General features: G+C 60.7%; 19 protein-coding genes. 6 read left to right on the forward strand and 13 right to left on the reverse strand.

Annotated elements, in window-relative coordinates; translation table 11 throughout:
- Positions 1–20 precede the first annotated feature (20 nt).
- The 3 genes from C7T36_RS30405 to C7T36_RS25110 form a co-directional block, all read right to left on the reverse strand.
- A complete protein-coding gene (locus C7T36_RS30405) occupies positions 21–1,067 on the reverse strand; it encodes a transglycosylase family protein (RefSeq protein ID WP_045068494.1) in 1,047 nt (348 codons plus the stop codon).
- Positions 1,068–2,084: 1,017 nt separating this feature from the next.
- On the reverse strand, positions 2,085–2,813 hold the full coding sequence (locus C7T36_RS25105; protein WP_045068498.1) for an acetoacetate decarboxylase family protein: 729 nt from the start codon (positions 2,811–2,813) through the stop codon (positions 2,085–2,087).
- Complete coding sequence (locus tag C7T36_RS25110) at positions 2,810–3,649, reverse strand: SDR family oxidoreductase (protein WP_084702952.1); 840 nt, start codon at positions 3,647–3,649, stop codon at positions 2,810–2,812. The genes C7T36_RS25105 and C7T36_RS25110 overlap by 4 nt, the downstream gene beginning before the upstream one ends.
- Positions 3,650–3,784: 135 nt before the next feature.
- On the opposite strand from C7T36_RS25110, the gene C7T36_RS25115 reads away from it, so the two are divergent.
- A complete protein-coding gene (locus C7T36_RS25115) occupies positions 3,785–4,990 on the forward strand; it encodes a cytochrome P450 (RefSeq protein WP_045068501.1) in 1,206 nt (401 codons plus the stop codon).
- Here the strand turns inward: C7T36_RS25115 and C7T36_RS25120 are convergent.
- Positions 4,979–5,413 carry a cupin gene (locus tag C7T36_RS25120; RefSeq protein WP_045068504.1) on the reverse strand — a complete coding sequence of 145 codons (435 nt, stop codon included), beginning with the start codon at positions 5,411–5,413 and terminating at the stop codon, positions 4,979–4,981. The two genes, C7T36_RS25115 and C7T36_RS25120, sit on opposite strands and share 12 nt — an antisense overlap.
- Before the next feature lie 186 nt (positions 5,414–5,599).
- Entirely contained in the window at positions 5,600–6,124 is a 525-nt protein-coding gene (locus tag C7T36_RS25125) for a hypothetical protein (RefSeq protein WP_045068506.1), read from the reverse strand.
- Between the two features lie 273 nt (positions 6,125–6,397).
- Here C7T36_RS25125 and C7T36_RS25130 point away from each other — a divergent pair, with 273 nt between their 5' ends.
- The 3 genes from C7T36_RS25130 to C7T36_RS25145 all read left to right on the forward strand — a co-directional run bounded on the left by C7T36_RS25130 (position 6,398) and on the right by C7T36_RS25145 (position 7,975).
- Positions 6,398–7,024, forward strand: a complete 627-nt coding sequence (locus C7T36_RS25130) for a hypothetical protein (protein WP_052683572.1) — start codon at positions 6,398–6,400, stop codon at positions 7,022–7,024.
- 132 nt (positions 7,025–7,156) lie between these two features.
- A complete protein-coding gene (locus C7T36_RS25140) occupies positions 7,157–7,426 on the forward strand; it encodes a DUF4235 domain-containing protein (protein ID WP_045068509.1) in 270 nt (89 codons plus the stop codon).
- A gap of 45 nt (positions 7,427–7,471) precedes the next feature.
- The gene (locus tag C7T36_RS25145; protein WP_084702901.1) at positions 7,472–7,975 is read left to right on the forward strand and encodes a TspO/MBR family protein; all 504 of its coding nucleotides are present in this window, start codon (positions 7,472–7,474) and stop codon (positions 7,973–7,975) included.
- A 334-nt stretch (positions 7,976–8,309) separates the two neighbouring features.
- Here C7T36_RS25145 and C7T36_RS25150 read toward each other — a convergent pair whose 3' ends face one another.
- The 4 genes from C7T36_RS25150 to C7T36_RS25165 form a co-directional block, all read right to left on the reverse strand.
- Entirely contained in the window at positions 8,310–9,410 is a 1,101-nt protein-coding gene (locus C7T36_RS25150) for a sorbosone dehydrogenase family protein (protein ID WP_045068511.1), read from the reverse strand.
- A gap of 204 nt (positions 9,411–9,614) precedes the next feature.
- Entirely contained in the window at positions 9,615–10,127 is a 513-nt protein-coding gene (locus C7T36_RS25155; RefSeq protein ID WP_045068513.1) for a cyclophilin-like fold protein, read from the reverse strand.
- A 109-nt stretch (positions 10,128–10,236) separates the two neighbouring features.
- The gene (locus C7T36_RS25160; RefSeq protein ID WP_045068516.1) at positions 10,237–11,280 is read right to left on the reverse strand and encodes an NAD(P)-dependent alcohol dehydrogenase; all 1,044 of its coding nucleotides are present in this window, start codon (positions 11,278–11,280) and stop codon (positions 10,237–10,239) included.
- A 46-nt stretch (positions 11,281–11,326) separates the two neighbouring features.
- Complete coding sequence (locus C7T36_RS25165; protein ID WP_045069649.1) at positions 11,327–12,511, reverse strand: MFS transporter; 1,185 nt, start codon at positions 12,509–12,511, stop codon at positions 11,327–11,329.
- Positions 12,512–12,761: 250 nt separating this feature from the next.
- On the opposite strand from C7T36_RS25165, the gene C7T36_RS25170 reads away from it, so the two are divergent.
- Together C7T36_RS25170 and C7T36_RS25175 are read left to right on the forward strand one after the other, a co-directional pair.
- On the forward strand, positions 12,762–13,658 hold the full coding sequence (locus tag C7T36_RS25170) for a helix-turn-helix transcriptional regulator (protein ID WP_045068519.1): 897 nt from the start codon (positions 12,762–12,764) through the stop codon (positions 13,656–13,658).
- 138 nt (positions 13,659–13,796) lie between these two features.
- On the forward strand, positions 13,797–14,153 hold the full coding sequence (locus C7T36_RS25175) for a hypothetical protein (protein WP_045068520.1): 357 nt from the start codon (positions 13,797–13,799) through the stop codon (positions 14,151–14,153).
- A gap of 2 nt (positions 14,154–14,155) precedes the next feature.
- On the opposite strand, the gene C7T36_RS25180 is transcribed toward C7T36_RS25175, so the two are convergent.
- From C7T36_RS25180 to C7T36_RS25195, 4 genes are all read right to left on the reverse strand, one after another.
- Positions 14,156–15,238, reverse strand: coding sequence for an ABC transporter substrate-binding protein (locus C7T36_RS25180; RefSeq protein WP_033232660.1), 1,083 nt, complete (start codon positions 15,236–15,238; stop codon positions 14,156–14,158).
- A gap of 78 nt (positions 15,239–15,316) precedes the next feature.
- Positions 15,317–16,114, reverse strand: a complete 798-nt coding sequence (locus C7T36_RS25185; protein ID WP_045068521.1) for an ABC transporter permease — start codon at positions 16,112–16,114, stop codon at positions 15,317–15,319.
- Positions 16,111–16,941, reverse strand: coding sequence for an ABC transporter permease (locus C7T36_RS25190; protein WP_045068522.1), 831 nt, complete (start codon positions 16,939–16,941; stop codon positions 16,111–16,113). Before C7T36_RS25190 ends, C7T36_RS25185 begins: the two co-directional genes overlap by 4 nt.
- Positions 16,938–17,771, reverse strand: a complete 834-nt coding sequence (locus C7T36_RS25195; protein ID WP_080711649.1) for an ABC transporter ATP-binding protein — start codon at positions 17,769–17,771, stop codon at positions 16,938–16,940. Before C7T36_RS25195 ends, C7T36_RS25190 begins: the two co-directional genes overlap by 4 nt.
- Positions 17,772–17,854: the final 83 nt, after the last annotated feature.

The following is a 17,854-nucleotide window of genomic DNA, read 5'->3' on the forward strand; positions in this document are numbered from 1 at the left end:
GCAGCAGCCGACTTCCGGCATCAGAACTTGATCAGATCGCCCACGAAGATCTGGTCGGGATTGGTGATCCACGCATTCATGGCCCACACCTCTTGCCAATTCTTCCCTCGCGTTGAAGCAAGGTCGAACAGCGTATCGCCTTCGGACACAGTCACCGTGTCGCCGACTGCCGACGTGGCAGGCTCTGGTGCCGGAGCATTCAACGCGGGTGCGAACGTCGGTCCGGGCGTGACGCTAGCCCCGGTATCGCACGCGCCTGTCGACTTCAGGAAGGCGAGGGGATCGACGGCGCCGCCGCTGTGAATGCGCAGATGCAGATGCGGGCCGGTCGAGCTGCCGGTATTACCCGTGGCACCGATTTGGTCGCCGGCCTCGACGTGAGCGCCTTCACCGACCCACGTTTCGGAGAGGTGGCCCATCTGGATCTGCTCGCCGGTATCGGCTTCGAGCTGGATGTAGGTTCCGTATCCGCCGGGGTCGTATGGTCCGGCAACCGAGATCGTGCCCGACGTCGGGGCATGGAGGACCGTTCCGACGTTGACCGCGAAGTCCGCTCCATCATGTCCGGCGTGGAACCCCTGCGAGAGCACCCCATCTACCGGCCACTCCCAACTGCAGCTGTTACCAGCATGAAGAGGGGCCACGTGGATGGCTTCTTCGGCAGAAGGCAGTGTCGATGAAATCACGTTGTCCGAACCAGGGGTGACTCCACCCCAACCGAGGTGTGTGCCACACACCGGCCACGCACCAATGCCCTGAGCGTCGAGTGTTGCCTCCGCTGCTGCGACTTGATCCGCGACCGACGCCATGTCAGCACGGGCCGGTGCACCGGCTGGTTTGTAGGCATCCCACGTCGACTGCGTGAACTGCAGTCCGCCGTAGAACCCGTTGCCCGTGTTGATGCTCCAGTTTCCCGAACTCTCGCACATGGCCACTTGCGACCAGTCGTGTGCGCTGGCTACACCCGTGTTGGCGAAGGTGGCGATGGCTGTCAGAGCGCCTGCTCCGGCAGCGAGTGTGATGAATCGTGTGGCGTGAGAACGATGGTGTTTCTTGTGTTTTCCCATGATCTTTTCCTTGATCGGTGTCGGCAATCTCGCGGCACGCAGCGGTGATCAACTGCTGAGCAGCGTGGTGTACGAGATCGCCCATGCTGGAAGGCGATTGAAGATGAGTTGACAACAAGTGCGCCAACAGTTCTCGCTATCCGTGGACAATTATTTGCATTGACCGAATTGGTCAGGCCAATTTCTTTGTTACAGAGCGCCTCTCGAGTGAAGAGAGAGCGTGCCGATAGTTCCTTCCGGTTTCATGGTCACGATTTGTGAGTCACGCCTAGGTTGTTGCCTCGCCCACATGCGTACAACGGCCCAATTACCCGGTGGCATACCTATTTCGCGGATTACGCCAATTTTTGACAAGTCGAACCAAGCCGACCGGTACCACGTTTTTCAGGGCAACTGGTCGATGAACTCCACGATGGCCGATTGGGTGGCCTTGCTGGTATTGCCGGGTATTCAACTGTGCCAGAAGGATTCTGGGTGGACCATCATGTCCTGGGAAAGTTAGCAGCGGGTCTGACGCGATCGGGCTGAGGAAACGGACTGACCGAGTTGCCACTGGTTCATGGCGCAGAAACTATTGATCTCTCACGCGGCATTATTGTCTTCGGCCAGTTCAGGGGCGGGTGAGAAATCATTTTCGTAGTGCGAGCGGCGTCGCTTGGCGGGGTAGGTCTACGGCAAAGCTACACGTCAAACAGGTTGAACCCTCGGCATTGATTGCGAAGGTAGTGACGCGCGACGACCCGAAAACAGGTACCCGAATGGGTCATTCGACCCGTGTGAGGAGAAAGGCCGGATGCCAGAGTGGAGCACACGGATTCACCCGAAGCTGTTCCACAATAGAAAACTTGCGACACGCCTTGCGCTCCCAGTGATCGATTGGCGCAACCCTTGTGAGGGATCTGTGTCGCACCCTGAGGGTCGCAGTCTGCGCCCGGGGATGAGCCCTCCTGCGGAGCCCCGACAAAGGGGCACCGCAGGAGGGCATTCAAACGCGTTCGCGCAATGAGGCAGACGCCGTCAGATGGTTGTCGCCTCACCGAATGTCATGGCGAGGTTGGTGATCGTGGTTGTCATCAAAGCTCGTTTCGGCAGGCCGAGGCGTCGTAGTTCGGCGGCCATAGGGTGGGTGCCAAGCTGGAGCTCCGCACCACCAGGGCGAGATTTGACGCCGGTGGGAGCCATGTCCCACGACGTACAGCGGGTGATGCCGTCGAGATGTGAATATGCGGCAAGTGACATGTTTGCTCCCGAGCCGGGAACGCTCACTCCCGATTTCACGCTCAACTGCGCGATGAGTTTGCCGTCGTGAGATACCGAACCGCGTTTGACGGAACCGACATGCTCGGTATCGAACTCCGCCATCACCTTCGGGAATCCCCAGATCTCACGGCCGGCGGCCTTGGTGAACTCGCCGTCGACGGGCAGTTCATGGATGAGGGCGCCCGCTGTGCCGGACGTGAGCGCACGAAGGTCGCCCAGCACCGAAATTTCCGGTGGGGCGGTATGGCTTCGCACCATGTATGTCACGCCGAATTCGTTGTACGGTCCCAGATCTCCGTCCACGTAGTCGACAAATACCAGTCCGCACAGTGCGCGCCCCGGGCGGAATTGCAGAACGGTCAGTCCGGTGTGGTTGATGATCGACTGGGCAGTAACACTCGGAACGGAGAACATCGCCATGAACGCGGAGGCGGTACGGACTTCTACGGGCATCTCGACGGTCTTGCCCAGGATGGTATAGCTCATGCCACCACCCCGCGGAGTCCGTCGGCGCCGTACACGGATTCGAGCATCGAGCGGAAATCCGGTCCGCGACGCAGCATTTGACCGCCGTCGACGTTGATGATCTGTCCGGTGATCCACGTGGAGTCCGGTCCGAGGAGGAATGTCGCGAGTGCTGCGATGTCCTCCACTTCGCCGACACGTGCGAGGGGAGTGTTGGCCATGTAGTCGTCGAGAATCGGTCCACCGTCGGTGATGAGCGCGACCAGATCGGTCCGGGTGAGGCCGGGACGAATCGCATTGACTCGAATATTGCTGGCACCCAGTTCATCTGCCGCCAACTGTACGAGATGGTCGACGCCGGATTTCGACACGCCGTACGCTCCGAACCATCGATGTGTGTTGCTGCTCGCGATCGACGAGATCGCCACGATGGAACCACCGCCTCCGGAGACGAGGGCACGTGCGCCGTGCTTGATCGTCAGCATCGTGCCGGTCACGTTGAGGTCTACCGTGCGGCGCCACGCATCGACGTCGAGTTGGGTCACCGGGGCGATGGTTTCGTTGCCACCGGCGCAGGCAACAACGCCGTCGAGTGTTCCCGTTGCCTCGACCGCGGATGCGACTGCAGCGATGACCTCGGCTTCGACGGTTATGTCGGTGGGTACAGCAGTGACGGAGCCGGACCCGTTGCGGGCACGAATCGAGTTGGCCGCAACATCGAGTTTGTCCTTGTTTCGTCCGCAGATCGTGACGTGGGCACCGGCTCCGGCGAGCGCACCGGCAATGCCGAATCCGATGCCGCTTCCGCCTCCGGTCACAAGTACCGATCTGCCTGCAAAGGCGGTGTTGTCGCCCATGTCCATCTCCCGGTTGTCGTCTGCGCGGTGTACACGGATCGAGGTGGGCCGAAGAACTTCGGCAATAACGCCCCGAGCTCTATAGGAACAGGTTCTACTTGTTGAGGCAAGGGTTTCTCGAGAGAGGACGGCGAGATGGCGAATCGGCCGAACTTCGACCTGATCGACGGGCGCTTCTATTCCGGTGATCTCGGCGATGTGCGCGACGCATACGCGTGGATGCGTGAGCACGAACCCGTGTACCGAGACAGCGCGAACGGCATCACCGCCGCTGCAAGCTACGCCGCCGTCATCGCGGCCGAGCGAGACCCTGCGTTGTTCTCCAATGCCGGCGGCATCAGACCCGAAACCGGTCCGCTTCCGCAGATGATCGACATGGACGATCCAGAGCACCTCACGCGTCGACGCCTCGTCAATGCCGGATTCACCAAAAGGAAAGTCGAAGCAAAACGCGATCGGATTCGACAGATCTGTGACCAGTTGATCGATGCTGTCTGTGAGAGCGGGGAAGCGGACTTCGTGGCCGATCTTGCCGCGCCGTTGCCGATGGCGGTCATCGGCGACATGCTCGGTGTGCGTCCGCAAGAACGCGCGGTGTTCCTGCGGTGGTCGGACGATTTGGTGAAAGCGCTGGGTAGTAACGCTTCCCCAGAGCAACTTCAGGCGATGATGGCGGCGTACGTCGATTTCACCGAGTACATGACCCGGACGATCAGGGAGCGTCGGTCAGCCCCAGCAGACGACTTGATCAGCACGTTGATTCACAGCGAGATCGACGGAGAGGCGCTGTCGGACCAGGAAATTGTCAACGAGTCGTTGTTGATTCTGATCGGCGGCGACGAAACAACGCGCCACGTGCTCAGCGGAGGGATGGAACAACTCCTGCGCCACCCCGATCAGTACCGAACGCTGGCCGCCGACCCGGAGATGATTCCGTTGGCGATGGAAGAGATGCTGCGATGGTCGTCGCCGATCAAGAACATGGCCCGCACACTTACCCGCGACACGGATTTCTTCGGTGCGCGTCTGAAAGCGGGAGAGAAGATGCTGCTGCTCTTCGAGTCGGCGAACTTCGACGACGCTGTGTTCGTGGATGCGCCGCAGTTCGATATCGGTCGGACACCGAACCCACACGTCGCGTTCGGGTTCGGCACGCATTTCTGCTTGGGTAATCAGCTGGCGAGGCTGGAAGGAACGATCATGTTCGAGCAGCTTTTCCAGCGTTTACCGGGAATGGAACTGGCGACGGACGCACCACTACCGCGTCGCGCCGCCAACTTCGTGTCCGGCATCGAATCGATGCCGATACGATTCTCGCTCGCCAATCCGCTACCCGGGTAGTTGGCAGTTGGGCGCTGCCGCGTCCTCGGACAAGGGACTGCCCGTGGGGTTGACGTAAACGACAAGGAGAACCAGGGGAGTGGTCTGCGAATTGTTGCCGATGTGAACGTGATCCGATCCGCTCGGTTCGATGAGGGTGTTACCGGTCTGATAGATGCCGTCGACCGAGCAATCGGATCGGTAGTGGCTCAAGGTGCCGCCGGCAACGGCGGCGTACAGAACACCGTCGTGGAAGTGCCAGCCGGTGGATCCACCCGGGTCGACAGTGATTTTGCGCAGCACATAGTCCTTGTCGCCGAACGTCACCTGCCCGAGGATTTCGCCGTGCACCCCGGTGCTCGGTGTCGCCGACGCGACGGTGGGAGTCACCGCAAGACCGCAAGCTGCAGTCAGAGCAAGTAGAACTCGATGTCGTATACGCATGAGCAGGCCTCTCGAATGGGTGTGCTCATGAGTGTCCCCCGGCAATGCTTGAATTGTCGGATATTAGGGACTGTGGTTGTAAACAGTCAGGAGTATTACGCGGACAACGCAGTTGGTACGTGAAGTTCTGTTTCGGCAAACCCGTTCCTCGTCCGGAACGTTGCCTCCGAGGTGATGTCCGTGGTGTTACCCGTGCTCGGTGTGGGACTTTCCCGAGTCGGGACGATTGAACGCATCAGTTGCGGCACGGTGGTGTAGATCCGTCACCGTAGAAATCTGCTTGGATACCAGTGCATTGAGTTCGCGATGCTGGTCCTCGGTCTCGCCGGCCGGGATATCGCGCAGAATTTCCCACATCGCACTTTTTCCGCAGAGCGCGGTTCGCATGACTTCCAGGGCAGCTAGTTTGACGAGACGGGACTGCCACAGTGCATCGATGTGAACAAGTTTTCTCATCCGATTCAATCCCGCATCGATCACCGGATAGCGAGGTAGCGAAATTTCCTGAGTGTCTTCGATCAGTTGCAATAACTGTCCGATTTCGTACTCCAATTCGTTCGGCAGCGAATCCAGCCGTCCCTCCGCCCACGATCCGTAGGAGTCGACGAGCGACCTCGCGAGCTGTAGACCCAACATTGCACCACAGAGGTGTGTGACCAGGTAGGCCGTGGCGATGTGTTCCTCGGATGATCGAGATCGATTTCCGAACATGTTCGCCCTTCCTTGATGCTGTGTGCAGTGTTTTCCTTCGCGAGATGCTCGCGATCAGCTGAACGCGGTGGCGCCGATTTATGCGTGGAGCACTGCATATGTGGGATTGTGCTTGCTGATTCTTCGTTTGCCGACAGTGGCTTCAGGGTATTCCGAGAGTGGTGATCGCGGTAGAGCAACTAGCCGTGTGTATCCGTCGATACTACAGTCGCGCGCGACTTGTCGGGACTTGATCGAGCGGCCCCTGGTTCGCGCACGACAAGGAGTGGAATCATGTTTCGTCAGAATGCATCTCGGCACGAGAGGCATGAATCGTCTGCAGGCGATGCAGCCCCGGCAAATGACTACGCAGCCTCTGATCGCGCGGCGGTGCCGGTTCGAGAAACAACGCCTGGTCGGATGTGGGTGCCTCGCACCCGTGGTGCTGTCAGTGGCCTGGCCCTGATTCTGCTTGGACTCTGGGGAGCGTTGATACCGTTTGTGGGTCCGTACTTCTCGTTTTCTTTCACGCCGGATGAGGCGTGGACCTGGACTTCCGCCCGGGGTTGGCTCGAAGTGTTGCCGGGTGCAGTGACCGTGGTTGGCGGGATACTGCTCTTGTTCAGCGCCAACCGCGCCGTCGCCGGCTTCGGCGCGTGGCTCGGTGTTGCCGGCGGCGCATGGTTCATCGTCGGACCGGTGCTGGCGCCCGTGCTGCACATGGGAGACCCTGGAAGCCCGACCGCAACCCGACCCGGGATCCAGGCTTTGCAACAGTTGGCGTTCTTCGAAGGCCTCGGTGCGGTGATCCTGTTTTTCGGCGCGGTCGCTGTCGGGCGTCTTTCCCTGCGAAGTCATCGAGACGTGCGACGCGCGCAGCGACTCGCAGATACGCACGTTGCAGATACACCAGCCCCATGACGGCAAACTTCGACGGCATCATCAAGGCATGATGCCGTCCACCCATTTCTTGCCGTTTGCCTGTCCCAGGCGAAGCTGAATCTGCTTGTCGAACAACATAGTCATCAGTGGAAGTGGATCGATCATCCCGCCATGGAGCCCGCTCAGCGAATTGCTGCCACTCCACTTTCGCTCGCAACGAGTGTTCTCGGCGGAATCGCTGCCGGTGCTGTGTTTCAACAAGTTTGGAAGCGTGTCGCGCACGAGGGCGAAGCGCCCGACCCGCACGATCTGACCAGGTCAAGCAAGGAGGTTCTCATTTCCGCAGCACTGCAGGGAGCAATTTTTGCAGTGGTCAAAGCGGCAGTGGATCGCATGGGTGCGAAAGGCTACCGCGCACTCGCACATGAGAATCCGGTCTGACTTCGGCTTCACCGCGACCACACCGACGACGGTAGGGATAGATTGATGAGCGAACAGCTACTGAACCGGCTTCCGAAGAATTTGGCGAGGACCGGAGCGTTTACCACCCTCACGGCTCTCGTCGGGTCTGCGGCCGGCCGTAGCCCCGAAAAAACATCGTGGTTCAGGAACTTGCGCAAGCCGCCATTTCAACCGCCGGCCGTTGTTTTTCCGGTCGTATGGACCGCCTTGTATGCCGATATTGCTGTCAGTTCCGCCATTGCACTTGATCGACTCCAAGAGGAGGGAGACCGTGCCGATGAACGAAGGTTGGCACTGGCACTACTGGCTAACCTCGCCGTCAATGCAGGCTGGAGTTGGGTCTTCTTTCGCTCACATCGACTCGCTGCTGCACCCGTCATCGCGGCAGTCCTAGCTGTCAGTAGTTCTGATCTGGCGATGCGAGTTGGGCGCGTCGACCGCTCTGCAGGCCTTGCACTGGTTCCGTATCCGCTGTGGTGCTCGTTCGCCACAGTCCTCTCTGCTGCAATCTGGAGAAACAATCGCTAAAAGTAGGATTGCGAGATGCACAAAGTTGCGAGTCGACGCCGGAGTGGAGCGAAATCGACTGCAACAGTTGTGGAATCGTAATGTGTCTCAGAAACCCGTCTCACCTTCTTCGGTGCCACCAGAGCGCCAGGAACACGTTTTCTACGTTGATCGGGACGGTGACGGCGCAGATGGTTGGGGATGCTTCTGATTCGCGGCGACAAGTCGTATGAAACACGAAGCGATTGCGCCGTACGACAGTGCTGATGCTCAAGATTTCAATCCAGATCCGTTGCTACGGAATCATTCTCGAACCGGTTGCGGGTGGGGTCAGGTTGCCGGCTGACGATGCCTCTTACCGCATGCTTGGATGCACACGGAGGATGCGGTCGTCCTCGGGACCCGGTTCGCCGCGGCCATCGGTGTTGTTGGTGATGAGCCACAGGTCCCCGTCCGGGGACTCGGCGACATCGCGGATGCGGCCGTACTCGCCGCTGAAATAGTCGGTCGAAGTGGCAGGCTGGGCGCTCGGGACAGCTCGCAGGACCTGACCGCGGAGATTGGCGATGAACAGTGTCCCTTCAATGTTGACCATGCCACTGGGGCTGGCCTCGCTGGGCTCCCACTGCTGTACGGGGTCGGTGAAACCGTCGGTGTCGGCGATGCCTTCGACAGTAGGCCACCCGTAGTTGCCGCCGGGGGTGATGATGTTCAGTTCGTCCCAGGTGTCTTGTCCGAATTCGGTGGCGAACATCGTTCCGTCGTCAGACCAGGCCAGACCCTGAGGGTTGCGGTGCCCGTAGCTGTAGGTGAGTGAGTCCGGGAACGGGTTGTCTTCGGGGACATCACCGTCGGGGGTCATCCGTAAAATCTTCCCGGCAAGGGAGGCTGGGTCCTGCGCGGTGCCGCGCTGTCCGGCATCACCTGTTGCGGCGTACAGCATTCCGTCGGGGCCGAACGCGATCCGTCCGCCGTCGTGCCATCCGGCGGCCGGGATCTGATCGATGATGGTCTGTGGTTCGCCGAGCGAGAGTGATCCGGCTGTTCCGGTCACGGAATACCGCTGGATGCGGTTTCCACTCGATGCTGTGGAATACACGTACAGCCGACTCTGATCGTCGACCGCCATACCCAGGAGACCACCTTCGCCGCTGCCGGTGACGCCTGTGACCGTTCCGATTTCGCGTGCGGTGCCGTCCTCTGCGAGTTCGAGGATTCGCGCGCTGTCGCGTTCGCTGACCAGGGGTGTGCCGTCGAGGAACACCACCGACCACGGGGCTTGCAGGTTTGTCGTGACGTGGGAGGGCACGGATGTCCCGAGAGACGGGTGCGCCGTTGAGTGAGAGGAAGTAGAGGTCGTCGCGGAGGGTATGGGCTGCGCGGTGCACGAGGCCAGGAGAGCGCCCACAGTGAGTCCTGCGGCGATAAATGTGTACCGGGATGATGTGCGGGTCATAGCTCTCCATGTTTGCCGCGGATTCGCGGTCGGTGTGGATGGTCAGGATGGGTGTCGCCGTCACGTTGTCGCCTCGAGGCGGGGGCCGTTGTTGCGGCAGAGTTGTTCGGATTCGTTTTCGAAATCAATAGTGGCGAAGTATCTCTCGGGGTTCAGCACATCTGGCAGCCTGTGCCCGTGGGCAGAAGTTTGTTGGCTCGGTATCTACTGCTGGTGGACCACTTCGGCGGTGACGTCTCCGCCCTCGAGGCGGCTCAGCTGCTCGACGGATCCGTCGTAGGTGCCCAGGTGAATGGTCTGATCCGAGTAGCCGATGCCGTCGGTGTCGTAGTAGAAGCCGATATTCCCCCACGGTGCGTAATAGATGAGATCACCGTCCTCGGGGTCGGATCCAGGCGAGCGGTCTGTGTCCAGTTTTCGGGGCAGTTGGCTGATCTTTTCCCTTCCCGCGAATTCTTCGACTGACAATGTGAGTGGAAGCATCGAGAGGAAATCACGGGTTGTGGGATTGTCCGATTCGATCGTGACGTCGACTGCAGTTTCACCCGAGGTGAAGCGCACTACGGTTCCTTCGGCAGAACTGCTAGCAGAAGCGATGCCAGGTGGGAAGGTGGCGGAAATTGCCGACGTCGAGGAGGCGGGCCCCGCAGGGGTCGTGCATCCGGCGGCGGCGAACACGATTGCCGCTGATCCTGTGATGAGGAGCTTTCGTCGCATCGTTTTCCTTCTTCTCGGTTGCAGTTCACAGGTTCGGCCCGCAGTGAACGGGACCATCGCCTAGGTGTGGCCGAAGTTCTGCCCTCCGGCCACACCGGAAACGTGGGGTCTAGACGAGGGTCGCAGTATCGATGACGAACCGGTACCGAACATCGGAGGCAAGGACGCGTTCGTAGGCATCGTTGATCTGATCGGCGGCGATGAGTTCAGTTTCGGGAGCGATGCCGTGCTCGGCGCAGAAGTCGAGCATTTCCTGGGTCTCGCGGATGCCGCCGATCGCAGACCCGGCGAAGGAGCGTCGCCCCAGGATCAGCGAAAATACATTCACCGGAAGCGGTTCCGGCGGTGCGCCGACGTTGACAAGGGAACCGTCGAGCGTCAGCAACTTCAGGTAGGAGCTGATATCGATTTGTGCGCTGACGGTGTTCACGATCAGATCGAAGGTGTCTGTGAGATCGAGGAACGTTGCCGGGTCACTGGTGGCGTAGTAGTGATCTGCACCTAGACGCAAGCCGTCGTCCTTCTTGCTCAGCGTCTGGGACAGGACGGTGACATCGGCCCCCAGCGCGTGTGCGATCTGGACGGCCATGTGGCCGAGTCCACCCATCCCCACGATGGCAACTTTCTTACCGGGGCCGGCGCCCCAATGTTTGAGTGGTGAGTAGGTGGTGATGCCGGCGCACAGCAGTGGGGCGGCCGCTGCGAGGTCGATGCTCACCGGAACGCGAAGGACGAAGTCTTCGTCGACGACGACGTGGGTGGAGTACCCGCCCTGGGTGATCGTGCCGTCGCGGTCCACGCTGCCGTAGGTCGCGATGTTGCCTTCGCGGCAGTACTGCTCATTACCGCCACGGCAGTTGACGCATTCGCGGCACGAGTTGACCATGCAGCCGACACCCACACGATCACCGACGGCGTGCTTGGTGACGGCGCAGCCCACTTCGGTGACGATGCCGGCGATTTCGTGGCCGGGGGCGAGGGGGTAGTTCTGGGGGCCCCAGTCGCCGCGGACGGTGTGGATGTCCGAGTGGCAGATTCCGGCGTACTTGATTTCGATGAGCACGTCACTCGGGCCGACGTCGCGGCGTTCGATGTGTGTGCGGCGTAAGGGTTCGGTTGCAGACGGGGCGGCGTAGGCGGTGACGGTGTGCATGTTCTATCTCCTGGTGTGTGGTCAGTCGGATGAGTGTGACGGTGGGCTATCGGGCTGGGAATGCTGTGCGGCGGGCAGTGAATGCGATGGAGACGGCGATTGCGGTGAGCCCGATCATGAGGAAAGGCAGGGCGATTCCGTCGAAGGTGCTCACGAGTACGGCACCCAGGACTCCGGCCGCGAAGATGGCGACATTGAACGTGACCCCGAGCATGGAGTTGGCGATGTCTGCGTTCTCGCCGCTTGCTGCGCTGATGGCTGTTTGCAGCTGTGGCGCCGCGCCGCCGAAGGCGACTCCCCAGAGAACAACGGCGACGAGCACCGCAGCGGGCGAGTGGCTTCCGGCAACGAAAACTACACCTGCGGTGAGGAAGAGGAAGAGGCTGCCTAAAATCAGTGGCCGAGGGACACGGTCGATGAGGGCGCCGGTGATCGCGATGCCGATCAGTGCGGAAACCCCGAACACCATCAGAGCCACGTCTACGGAGATCGGCACATTCGTGGTCCGTAGATAGGTCGCGATGTAGGTGTAGAGCGTGTTGTGCGCGAGCATCCATGCAAAAATGACGACGAGTATGACGGTGACGCCGGGAATGGCAAACACCCGCACGAGGGGGACGCGTGATTCCGCAGGTTGCCCTGGGGCGTCGGGAACGATCGTCAGGGCGAGGACGGCGGTGACAATAGTCAATACGGAGATGACTCCGAAAGACCAGCGCCAGTCGAATGTTGTGCCCAGCCACGATCCGAAAGGCGTTCCTATGGCCAAGCCGAGGGGTGTGCCGATCGAGGCAATGGTGAGGGCTCGCCCGGCAAGTTCCGGGGCGGTGATGCGGCGTGCATATCCTGCGAGCATTCCCCACACCAGACCGGAGAAAGCGCCGGCTGCGAACCTCGCCGTGAACGTCGCCGCGATATCCGGGGAGAACACGGCGATGGTGTTGGCGATCAGGAATCCCAGGATGCCGACGAGGAACACAGGTTTGCGTCGCATGCCGCGGGTGAATGCTATGGCCGGGATGGTGAGGACCACGGTACCCAGAGCGTAGGCGCTGACCAGCTGTCCCGCGGTCCCTTCGGCGATGTTGAGGCCGCCCGCGATTTGCGGCAGGAGCCCGGCGGGCATCGTTTCGGTGGTGATGAGGATGAACCCCATGAGCGCCATGACGAGCAGTGCATGCAACGGTAGGCGGCCGGGTGGATACGACGAGTCCACGAGTCTGGCCGGCATCGATGTGGTTGGCTCGACGATACCGTCGTTGGAAGTGGATTGCGTTAGTACGCTTACGGTTTCGATCGACTCGGTGTCTGAATTCAAGGTGGGTTCGTTTCTTCCTTGTGGACGGCCGCTGAAAGTCGCAGGCGAGACCTTCGTCTCTCGATCACCAGCACACCACTCATTGCGCACAGGTGGGAGTCCCGGTTGGTGGGGGTACTACAAGGGACTCCCTCGACACCGGGACCTCGACTAGCGTCGACGCATGGACAATCGAGCGGAAGTCCGGGAATTCCTGACCTCACGTCGCGCCCTGGTCACTCCGGAACAGGTCGGACTCCCAGCGGGAACCAACCGGCGGGTCGAGGGGCTTCGCCGCAGTGAGGTCGCGACCCTGGCCGGGGTGAGCATCGAGTACTACACACGGATAGAACGCGGCGCAATTAGCGGCGCCTCACCCGAGGTGCTCGACAGTCTCGCCAAGGCACTGTGCCTTGATGATGCCGAGCGTGCGCATTTGTTCGATCTCGCCCATGCAGCAAGTCCCGTGGCCAGGCCCCCGCGGCGCCGCAATTCGAAGACGTGGCTGCCGCACCAGAGTCTGCAGTGGGCACTCGACGCGATCACCGCCGGCCCGGCATTTGTCCGCAACGGACGCATGGACATCCTTGCCGGCAACATGCTTGCCCGCGCGTTCTACGGGGACGTCTACGACATGCCGGGCCAGCCGCCGAACATCGCCCGGTACACCTTCCTCGACGAGCGGGCACGAGACTTCTACCCCGACTGGGACCTCTTTGCCGAGGTGACGGTTGCCATCTTGCGCACCGAAGCCGCCCGCGACCCACACAACAAGGAACTTCACGACCTCATCGGCGAGCTCAGCACCCGTTGTGAAGACTTTCGTCGTCGGTGGAGTGCACACAATGTCCGACACCACGGCGCCGGGTCAAAGACCTTCCACCACCCAGTTGTCGGTGAACTCACCCTGGCGTACGAGGGCCTCGAGATGGCGGCCGAACCCGGCCTGACACTGACCATCTACTCCGCAGAGCCGGGCTCCGGATCCGAACAAGCGCTGCGACTGCTCGCCTCATGGGCTGCCAGCGAATACGGGGCTCCGGTTCCCGCTTCGCCGGCAAAGGAATCCACCGGCCACTGACTCCGGGGTGCACTTTGCTACCTACCGGATCGCACACCGATAGTCGGTCAAGTCTGGGACAGAGCCGGCGACCTCGGTTCGCGCTGATCCCTGATTGACACGCCTCACGTCGGCTCCAGGCGTCAGTAGGATTGCGTGATGCACAAAGTTGCGAGTCGACGCCGGAGTCAGCCGCCGCCCGCGCGGTTCTTGTTCGAAGCTCTGATCGATCCGCATCGGGAGCCGGTTCGGCACTGGCTCGATTTGCGGGACAACGAGATTGAGCCGAGGATTATCGAGGCGGTTGAACCGGAGTTGATGGTCTGGTCTTCGATCTGGCCCGACCGCCCCGATGCGATAATCCGTTTCGACATCGAGGCGGTCGGCAACAGTACGACACTGTGTTGGACGTTGTTCGTGGAGGATCCGGTCCCGACAGAGTCCGAGGTTGTCCGCTTGCGCAAACGGATCAACACACTGATCAACGCGAACCTGCGGTTCACCTTCGGTCAGTAGCGTCAGATGAGATCCGGGTTCTCGGCGTATACCTCCTCGAGGATCGACAGGTCGAACAGTTGATCTGCTGAGATCTCCAGTCCGGCTTTGGCCAATGCCGCGATGTTCTGTTCGATCAATGCCGGGGTCATCGTGAATAATCCGTTTGCCTTGGTGTCGGCCGAGACCACAAGATCGTTCTGTGCGGTCGCTTCCTTGGTCTGTTCCTCGAGTTCGAGGTTCTGGTCCTTGCCGTACACCTCGACTGCGAGGCGGGCGGATTCTGCGGGATCGGCGACAGCGTCGCGCCAGCCCTGGATTTCGGCCTTCAGGAAGGCTTTGAGCTTGTCTCGCTCGTTGTCGATAGTCGATTGTAGGACGGTGAACGATTCGGCTACGAGTGGCAGATTGTAGTCCGCGAACAGGAAGTGGGCGTTGGGAAAACCTTTTGCCGCCAGAGTGATCGGCTCGTTGGTGACGTAGGAGACCCAACCGTCCACCTCGCCGTTGGCCAGTGGGCTGGGGTCGAATTGAGCGGGCACTATGGTCATCTGACTTTCGGTGAGCCCGTTCGCGGCCAGAAGAGCGCCGAAGACCAGCTGATTGGAATCCTGGACACCGATCTTCTTGCCGATCATATCCTGCGGCGAATTGATCGGTGCTGCAGCGGAACTGACTATCGCAAACGGATTCTTCTGGAAGGTTGCGCCGACGATCTTCGCCTCGAGTCCGTCGAGAACAGCGGGAGCGGTGAGCTGCGGAGCTGACATACCGATCCACACCTTGCCGGTGTCCAATCCGGCTTCGACACCGGTGCCGGCGGCGCCGCCCGCAACAAGTTCGACGTTCCCGAATCCGGCGTCCTTGTAGTAGCCCTTGTCGAGGGCGAAGTATTCACCGGCAAATTCGATGTTCTTGATCCAGGACAATTGCACTGCAACAGTTCCGAATTCGGATCCGTCGTCGGAGGTGCCACCGCTCGAGGCTGTGGAATCACTACTGCAGGCGAGCAATGACGCGCTGCCTGCCACAGCGATGCCGGTCAGTGCGGAGTAACGGAAGAAAGCTCGGCGGTCCACCTGGCGGACGGGCTTGAAAGGCGTCATGAACCGGAACACTAGGGGCAGTCGATTTCGTCGAGTTTGCTTGGCGGACAATATTTGTTGAGGTTGTGTTAACAGTTCTCACGCTTTGCCTGCCGAAGGACCGAAATGGGACAGAGCGAGGTTCTCGAAGATTCCGACAACGGCGTAAAGGATGATCGACACGACCGTGATCACCACGATGGACGCCCACAACTCGTTGTACTGGTAGCGCGGAATCGCCTTGATCATGCTCGATCCCAGGCCTTGACCGCTACCGAGCCACTCGCCGATCAGCGCTCCGATCAGTGCTCCGGGTACGGAGACGCGCGCGGCGGCGAACACCGCGGGAAGTGCCGAGGGAACCGACACCATTCGCAGTGCAGTCCAACGACTCCCGCCGTATGCGGCAATGAGGTCCTGAGCTTGCGTTGGCGCTGCCCGCAATCCGACCATGATCATGACCAGTGCGGGGAAGAATACGACGATGGCGACCATTACTGTGACGCCGACGATTCCGCGTCCGAAGATCAACACGATGATCGGGGTCATCGCGACGAGCGGCACGGACCGCAGCAGCATCGCTACCGGCATGAATGTCTGTTCTAAGGTGCGGGATACGACAAAGATCGAGGCTACGACAATCGCGGCCGTCATTCCGACGGCAAATCCGACACCCGCATCGCGCAGGGTGATGAGCAGATTGTCGAGGATTCCGGCCCTCGCGTCAGCGGATTTAGGTCCGGAGAACAGGTATTCCCATACATCGGCCGGTGTTTTTCCCACGCGCGGTCCGACTTGGGGAAAGGCGTTGAGAAAGACGACCCAGATGACGAGCAGCAGTGCGGACGCAATGGCGATCGGAGCGAGGAATCTGAATGTTCCTCGTACCGCGGTCATTTCTGTGCTCCCGGAGCCGACGTCCACGGTGTCACGATCTTTGCGACCGCGGCAACGAGGGCGTATCCCAGGCCGGCGAGCAGAGCTGCGGCGATAGCCATTCCCCACGTCCGAGGGACGTTGTACGACGATTGTGCGGCCGTCAAGGCAACTCCGATTCCGCTGTCGACACCGCCGAGGTACTCACCGAGGATGGCGCCGAGGACAGCCGACGGCGCGGCAATCTTGAGAGCGGCAAATGTGCTCGGAAGTGCGCTCACCAGTTGTACTTTGGTGAACTTCTGCCAGCGCCCACCGCCGTACGCGGCGACCAGGTCGAGGCTCGCTTTGTCGGCGGATCGTAGGCCGGCGAGAGTTCCGACCATGGTTGTGAAGAAGCAGTACATCGCCGCCAGGAAGATCGTCGGGGTCCGTCCACCGAAGACCACCAGGATGATCGGGCCGAGGGCGAGCAGTGGTGTGCAGTAGCTGAGGATCGCAAGTTGAGTGGCGAGACTCTCGATCGGTGGGATGAGTACAACCAAGACTGCCAGGGTGATCGCCAGCAGGTTTCCCCACAGGAAGCCTTGTAAGGCGCCGTAAGCGGTGACAGTGAAATTGGGGCCGTAGAGCGCCCAACCGTCGTCGAACATCGTCGAGATCACAACCCACGGTGTGGGGATCGTGCCGCCCGCAACGCCGGCAGCCGCGAGAATCCACCAGATTGCTATCAGCCCGCAGATTCCGATGGCGCCGCCGAGCCAGGTGGGACGCGTGAAGCCCCGCCGCCTCGTCGGAATGGGTTCTGCAGCTGCGGTGGCAACATTTTCGATATCGGTAATTGTCATGCAACGCCTGCTTTTCCGAACAGGAGACCCGACAGGTAGTCGTGGATCGCGTGGAATTCGGGCGTACGCATCATCTCGGGGGTGCGCGGACGAGGGAGATCGATGGGAACAACTTCGAGGACACGTCCGGGCCGAGGACTCATGACGGCAACAACATCCGAGAGGAACACCGCCTCCGAGATGCCGTGAGTCACCATCAACGTTGTCGCCGGTTTCTCGGTCCAGATTCGAAGTAGTTCCATGTTGAGACGTTGGCGGGTCATGTCGTCGAGCGCACCGAATGGTTCGTCGAGGAGGAGGACACTCGGCTTGACGACAAGCGAGCGAGCGATCGAGACGCGCTGACGCATACCGCCCGAGAGTTGAGCGGGTTTTGCCTTCTCGAATCCTTCGAGGCCGACAAGAGCGATCAGATCGGCTATCAACTCCGGGTCCGGATCGATTCCGGCGACCTGGAGTGGCAGCTTGATGTTGGAAGTCACGGTCCGCCACGGGAGGAGAGCAGAATCCTGAAAGGCGATTCCGAGTTCCCGGCGTTTTGTCAGTTCGGCGGGCGTTTGCCCGTTGACCAGCGCAGTTCCCGCGCTCGGAGTGTCGAGTCCGGCGAGGATGCGCAGGACAGTGGACTTGCCGCAGCCGGACGGCCCGAGCAGGGACAGGAAAGTTCCCTCGCTCGTCTGCAATGAGACGTCGGTCAACGCGGTCACCGACCGCCGTCCCATCGTGAAGGTCTTACCGAGGCCCGATATGTCGAGACCTGTTCCGAGAGGACGAGGTGTGGTGATGGGACTGGTCATTTCCGCACAGTACGAAGGTTCGATTGCAGGCATGTTGCCTGCTCGTCACTGCTGTGTGAGGGGCTTGCGGCCGCGGGTGCGAGTTCGTGTCGCACTCGCGTGGTGAGATGGACGCA

The organism is Rhodococcus sp. AD45-ID (assembly GCF_003023755.1).
Classification (GTDB): Bacteria; Actinomycetota; Actinomycetes; order Mycobacteriales; family Mycobacteriaceae; genus Rhodococcus_F; species Rhodococcus_F globerula.

What these genes read in the sequence shown, in the direction of transcription:
- C7T36_RS25110 (WP_084702952.1), bottom strand. Translation starts at nt 3,649, where the DNA reads ATGGGCGACAACACCGCCTTTGCAGGCAGATCGGTACTTGTGACCGGA.
- C7T36_RS25115 (WP_045068501.1), top strand. Translation starts at nt 3,785, where the DNA reads ATGGCGAATCGGCCGAACTTCGACCTGATCGACGGGCGCTTCTATTCC.
- C7T36_RS25125 (WP_045068506.1), bottom strand. Translation starts at nt 6,124, where the DNA reads ATGTTCGGAAATCGATCTCGATCATCCGAGGAACACATCGCCACGGCC.
- C7T36_RS25180 (WP_033232660.1), bottom strand. Translation starts at nt 15,238, where the DNA reads ATGACGCCTTTCAAGCCCGTCCGCCAGGTGGACCGCCGAGCTTTCTTC.
- C7T36_RS25150 (WP_045068511.1), bottom strand. Translation starts at nt 9,410, where the DNA reads ATGACCCGCACATCATCCCGGTACACATTTATCGCCGCAGGACTCACT.
- C7T36_RS25190 (WP_045068522.1), bottom strand. Translation starts at nt 16,941, where the DNA reads ATGACAATTACCGATATCGAAAATGTTGCCACCGCAGCTGCAGAACCC.
- C7T36_RS25140 (WP_045068509.1), top strand. Translation starts at nt 7,157, where the DNA reads ATGGAGCCCGCTCAGCGAATTGCTGCCACTCCACTTTCGCTCGCAACG.
- C7T36_RS30405 (WP_045068494.1), bottom strand. Translation starts at nt 1,067, where the DNA reads ATGGGAAAACACAAGAAACACCATCGTTCTCACGCCACACGATTCATC.
- C7T36_RS25160 (WP_045068516.1), bottom strand. Translation starts at nt 11,280, where the DNA reads ATGCACACCGTCACCGCCTACGCCGCCCCGTCTGCAACCGAACCCTTA.
- C7T36_RS25105 (WP_045068498.1), bottom strand. Translation starts at nt 2,813, where the DNA reads ATGAGCTATACCATCCTGGGCAAGACCGTCGAGATGCCCGTAGAAGTC.
- C7T36_RS25165 (WP_045069649.1), bottom strand. Translation starts at nt 12,511, where the DNA reads ATGCCGGCCAGACTCGTGGACTCGTCGTATCCACCCGGCCGCCTACCG.
- C7T36_RS25170 (WP_045068519.1), top strand. Translation starts at nt 12,762, where the DNA reads ATGGACAATCGAGCGGAAGTCCGGGAATTCCTGACCTCACGTCGCGCC.
- C7T36_RS25130 (WP_052683572.1), top strand. Translation starts at nt 6,398, where the DNA reads ATGTTTCGTCAGAATGCATCTCGGCACGAGAGGCATGAATCGTCTGCA.
- C7T36_RS25155 (WP_045068513.1), bottom strand. Translation starts at nt 10,127, where the DNA reads ATGCGACGAAAGCTCCTCATCACAGGATCAGCGGCAATCGTGTTCGCC.
- C7T36_RS25195 (WP_080711649.1), bottom strand. Translation starts at nt 17,771, where the DNA reads ATGCCTGCAATCGAACCTTCGTACTGTGCGGAAATGACCAGTCCCATC.
- C7T36_RS25185 (WP_045068521.1), bottom strand. Translation starts at nt 16,114, where the DNA reads ATGACCGCGGTACGAGGAACATTCAGATTCCTCGCTCCGATCGCCATT.
- C7T36_RS25145 (WP_084702901.1), top strand. Translation starts at nt 7,472, where the DNA reads ATGAGCGAACAGCTACTGAACCGGCTTCCGAAGAATTTGGCGAGGACC.
- C7T36_RS25120 (WP_045068504.1), bottom strand. Translation starts at nt 5,413, where the DNA reads ATGCGTATACGACATCGAGTTCTACTTGCTCTGACTGCAGCTTGCGGT.
- C7T36_RS25175 (WP_045068520.1), top strand. Translation starts at nt 13,797, where the DNA reads ATGCACAAAGTTGCGAGTCGACGCCGGAGTCAGCCGCCGCCCGCGCGG.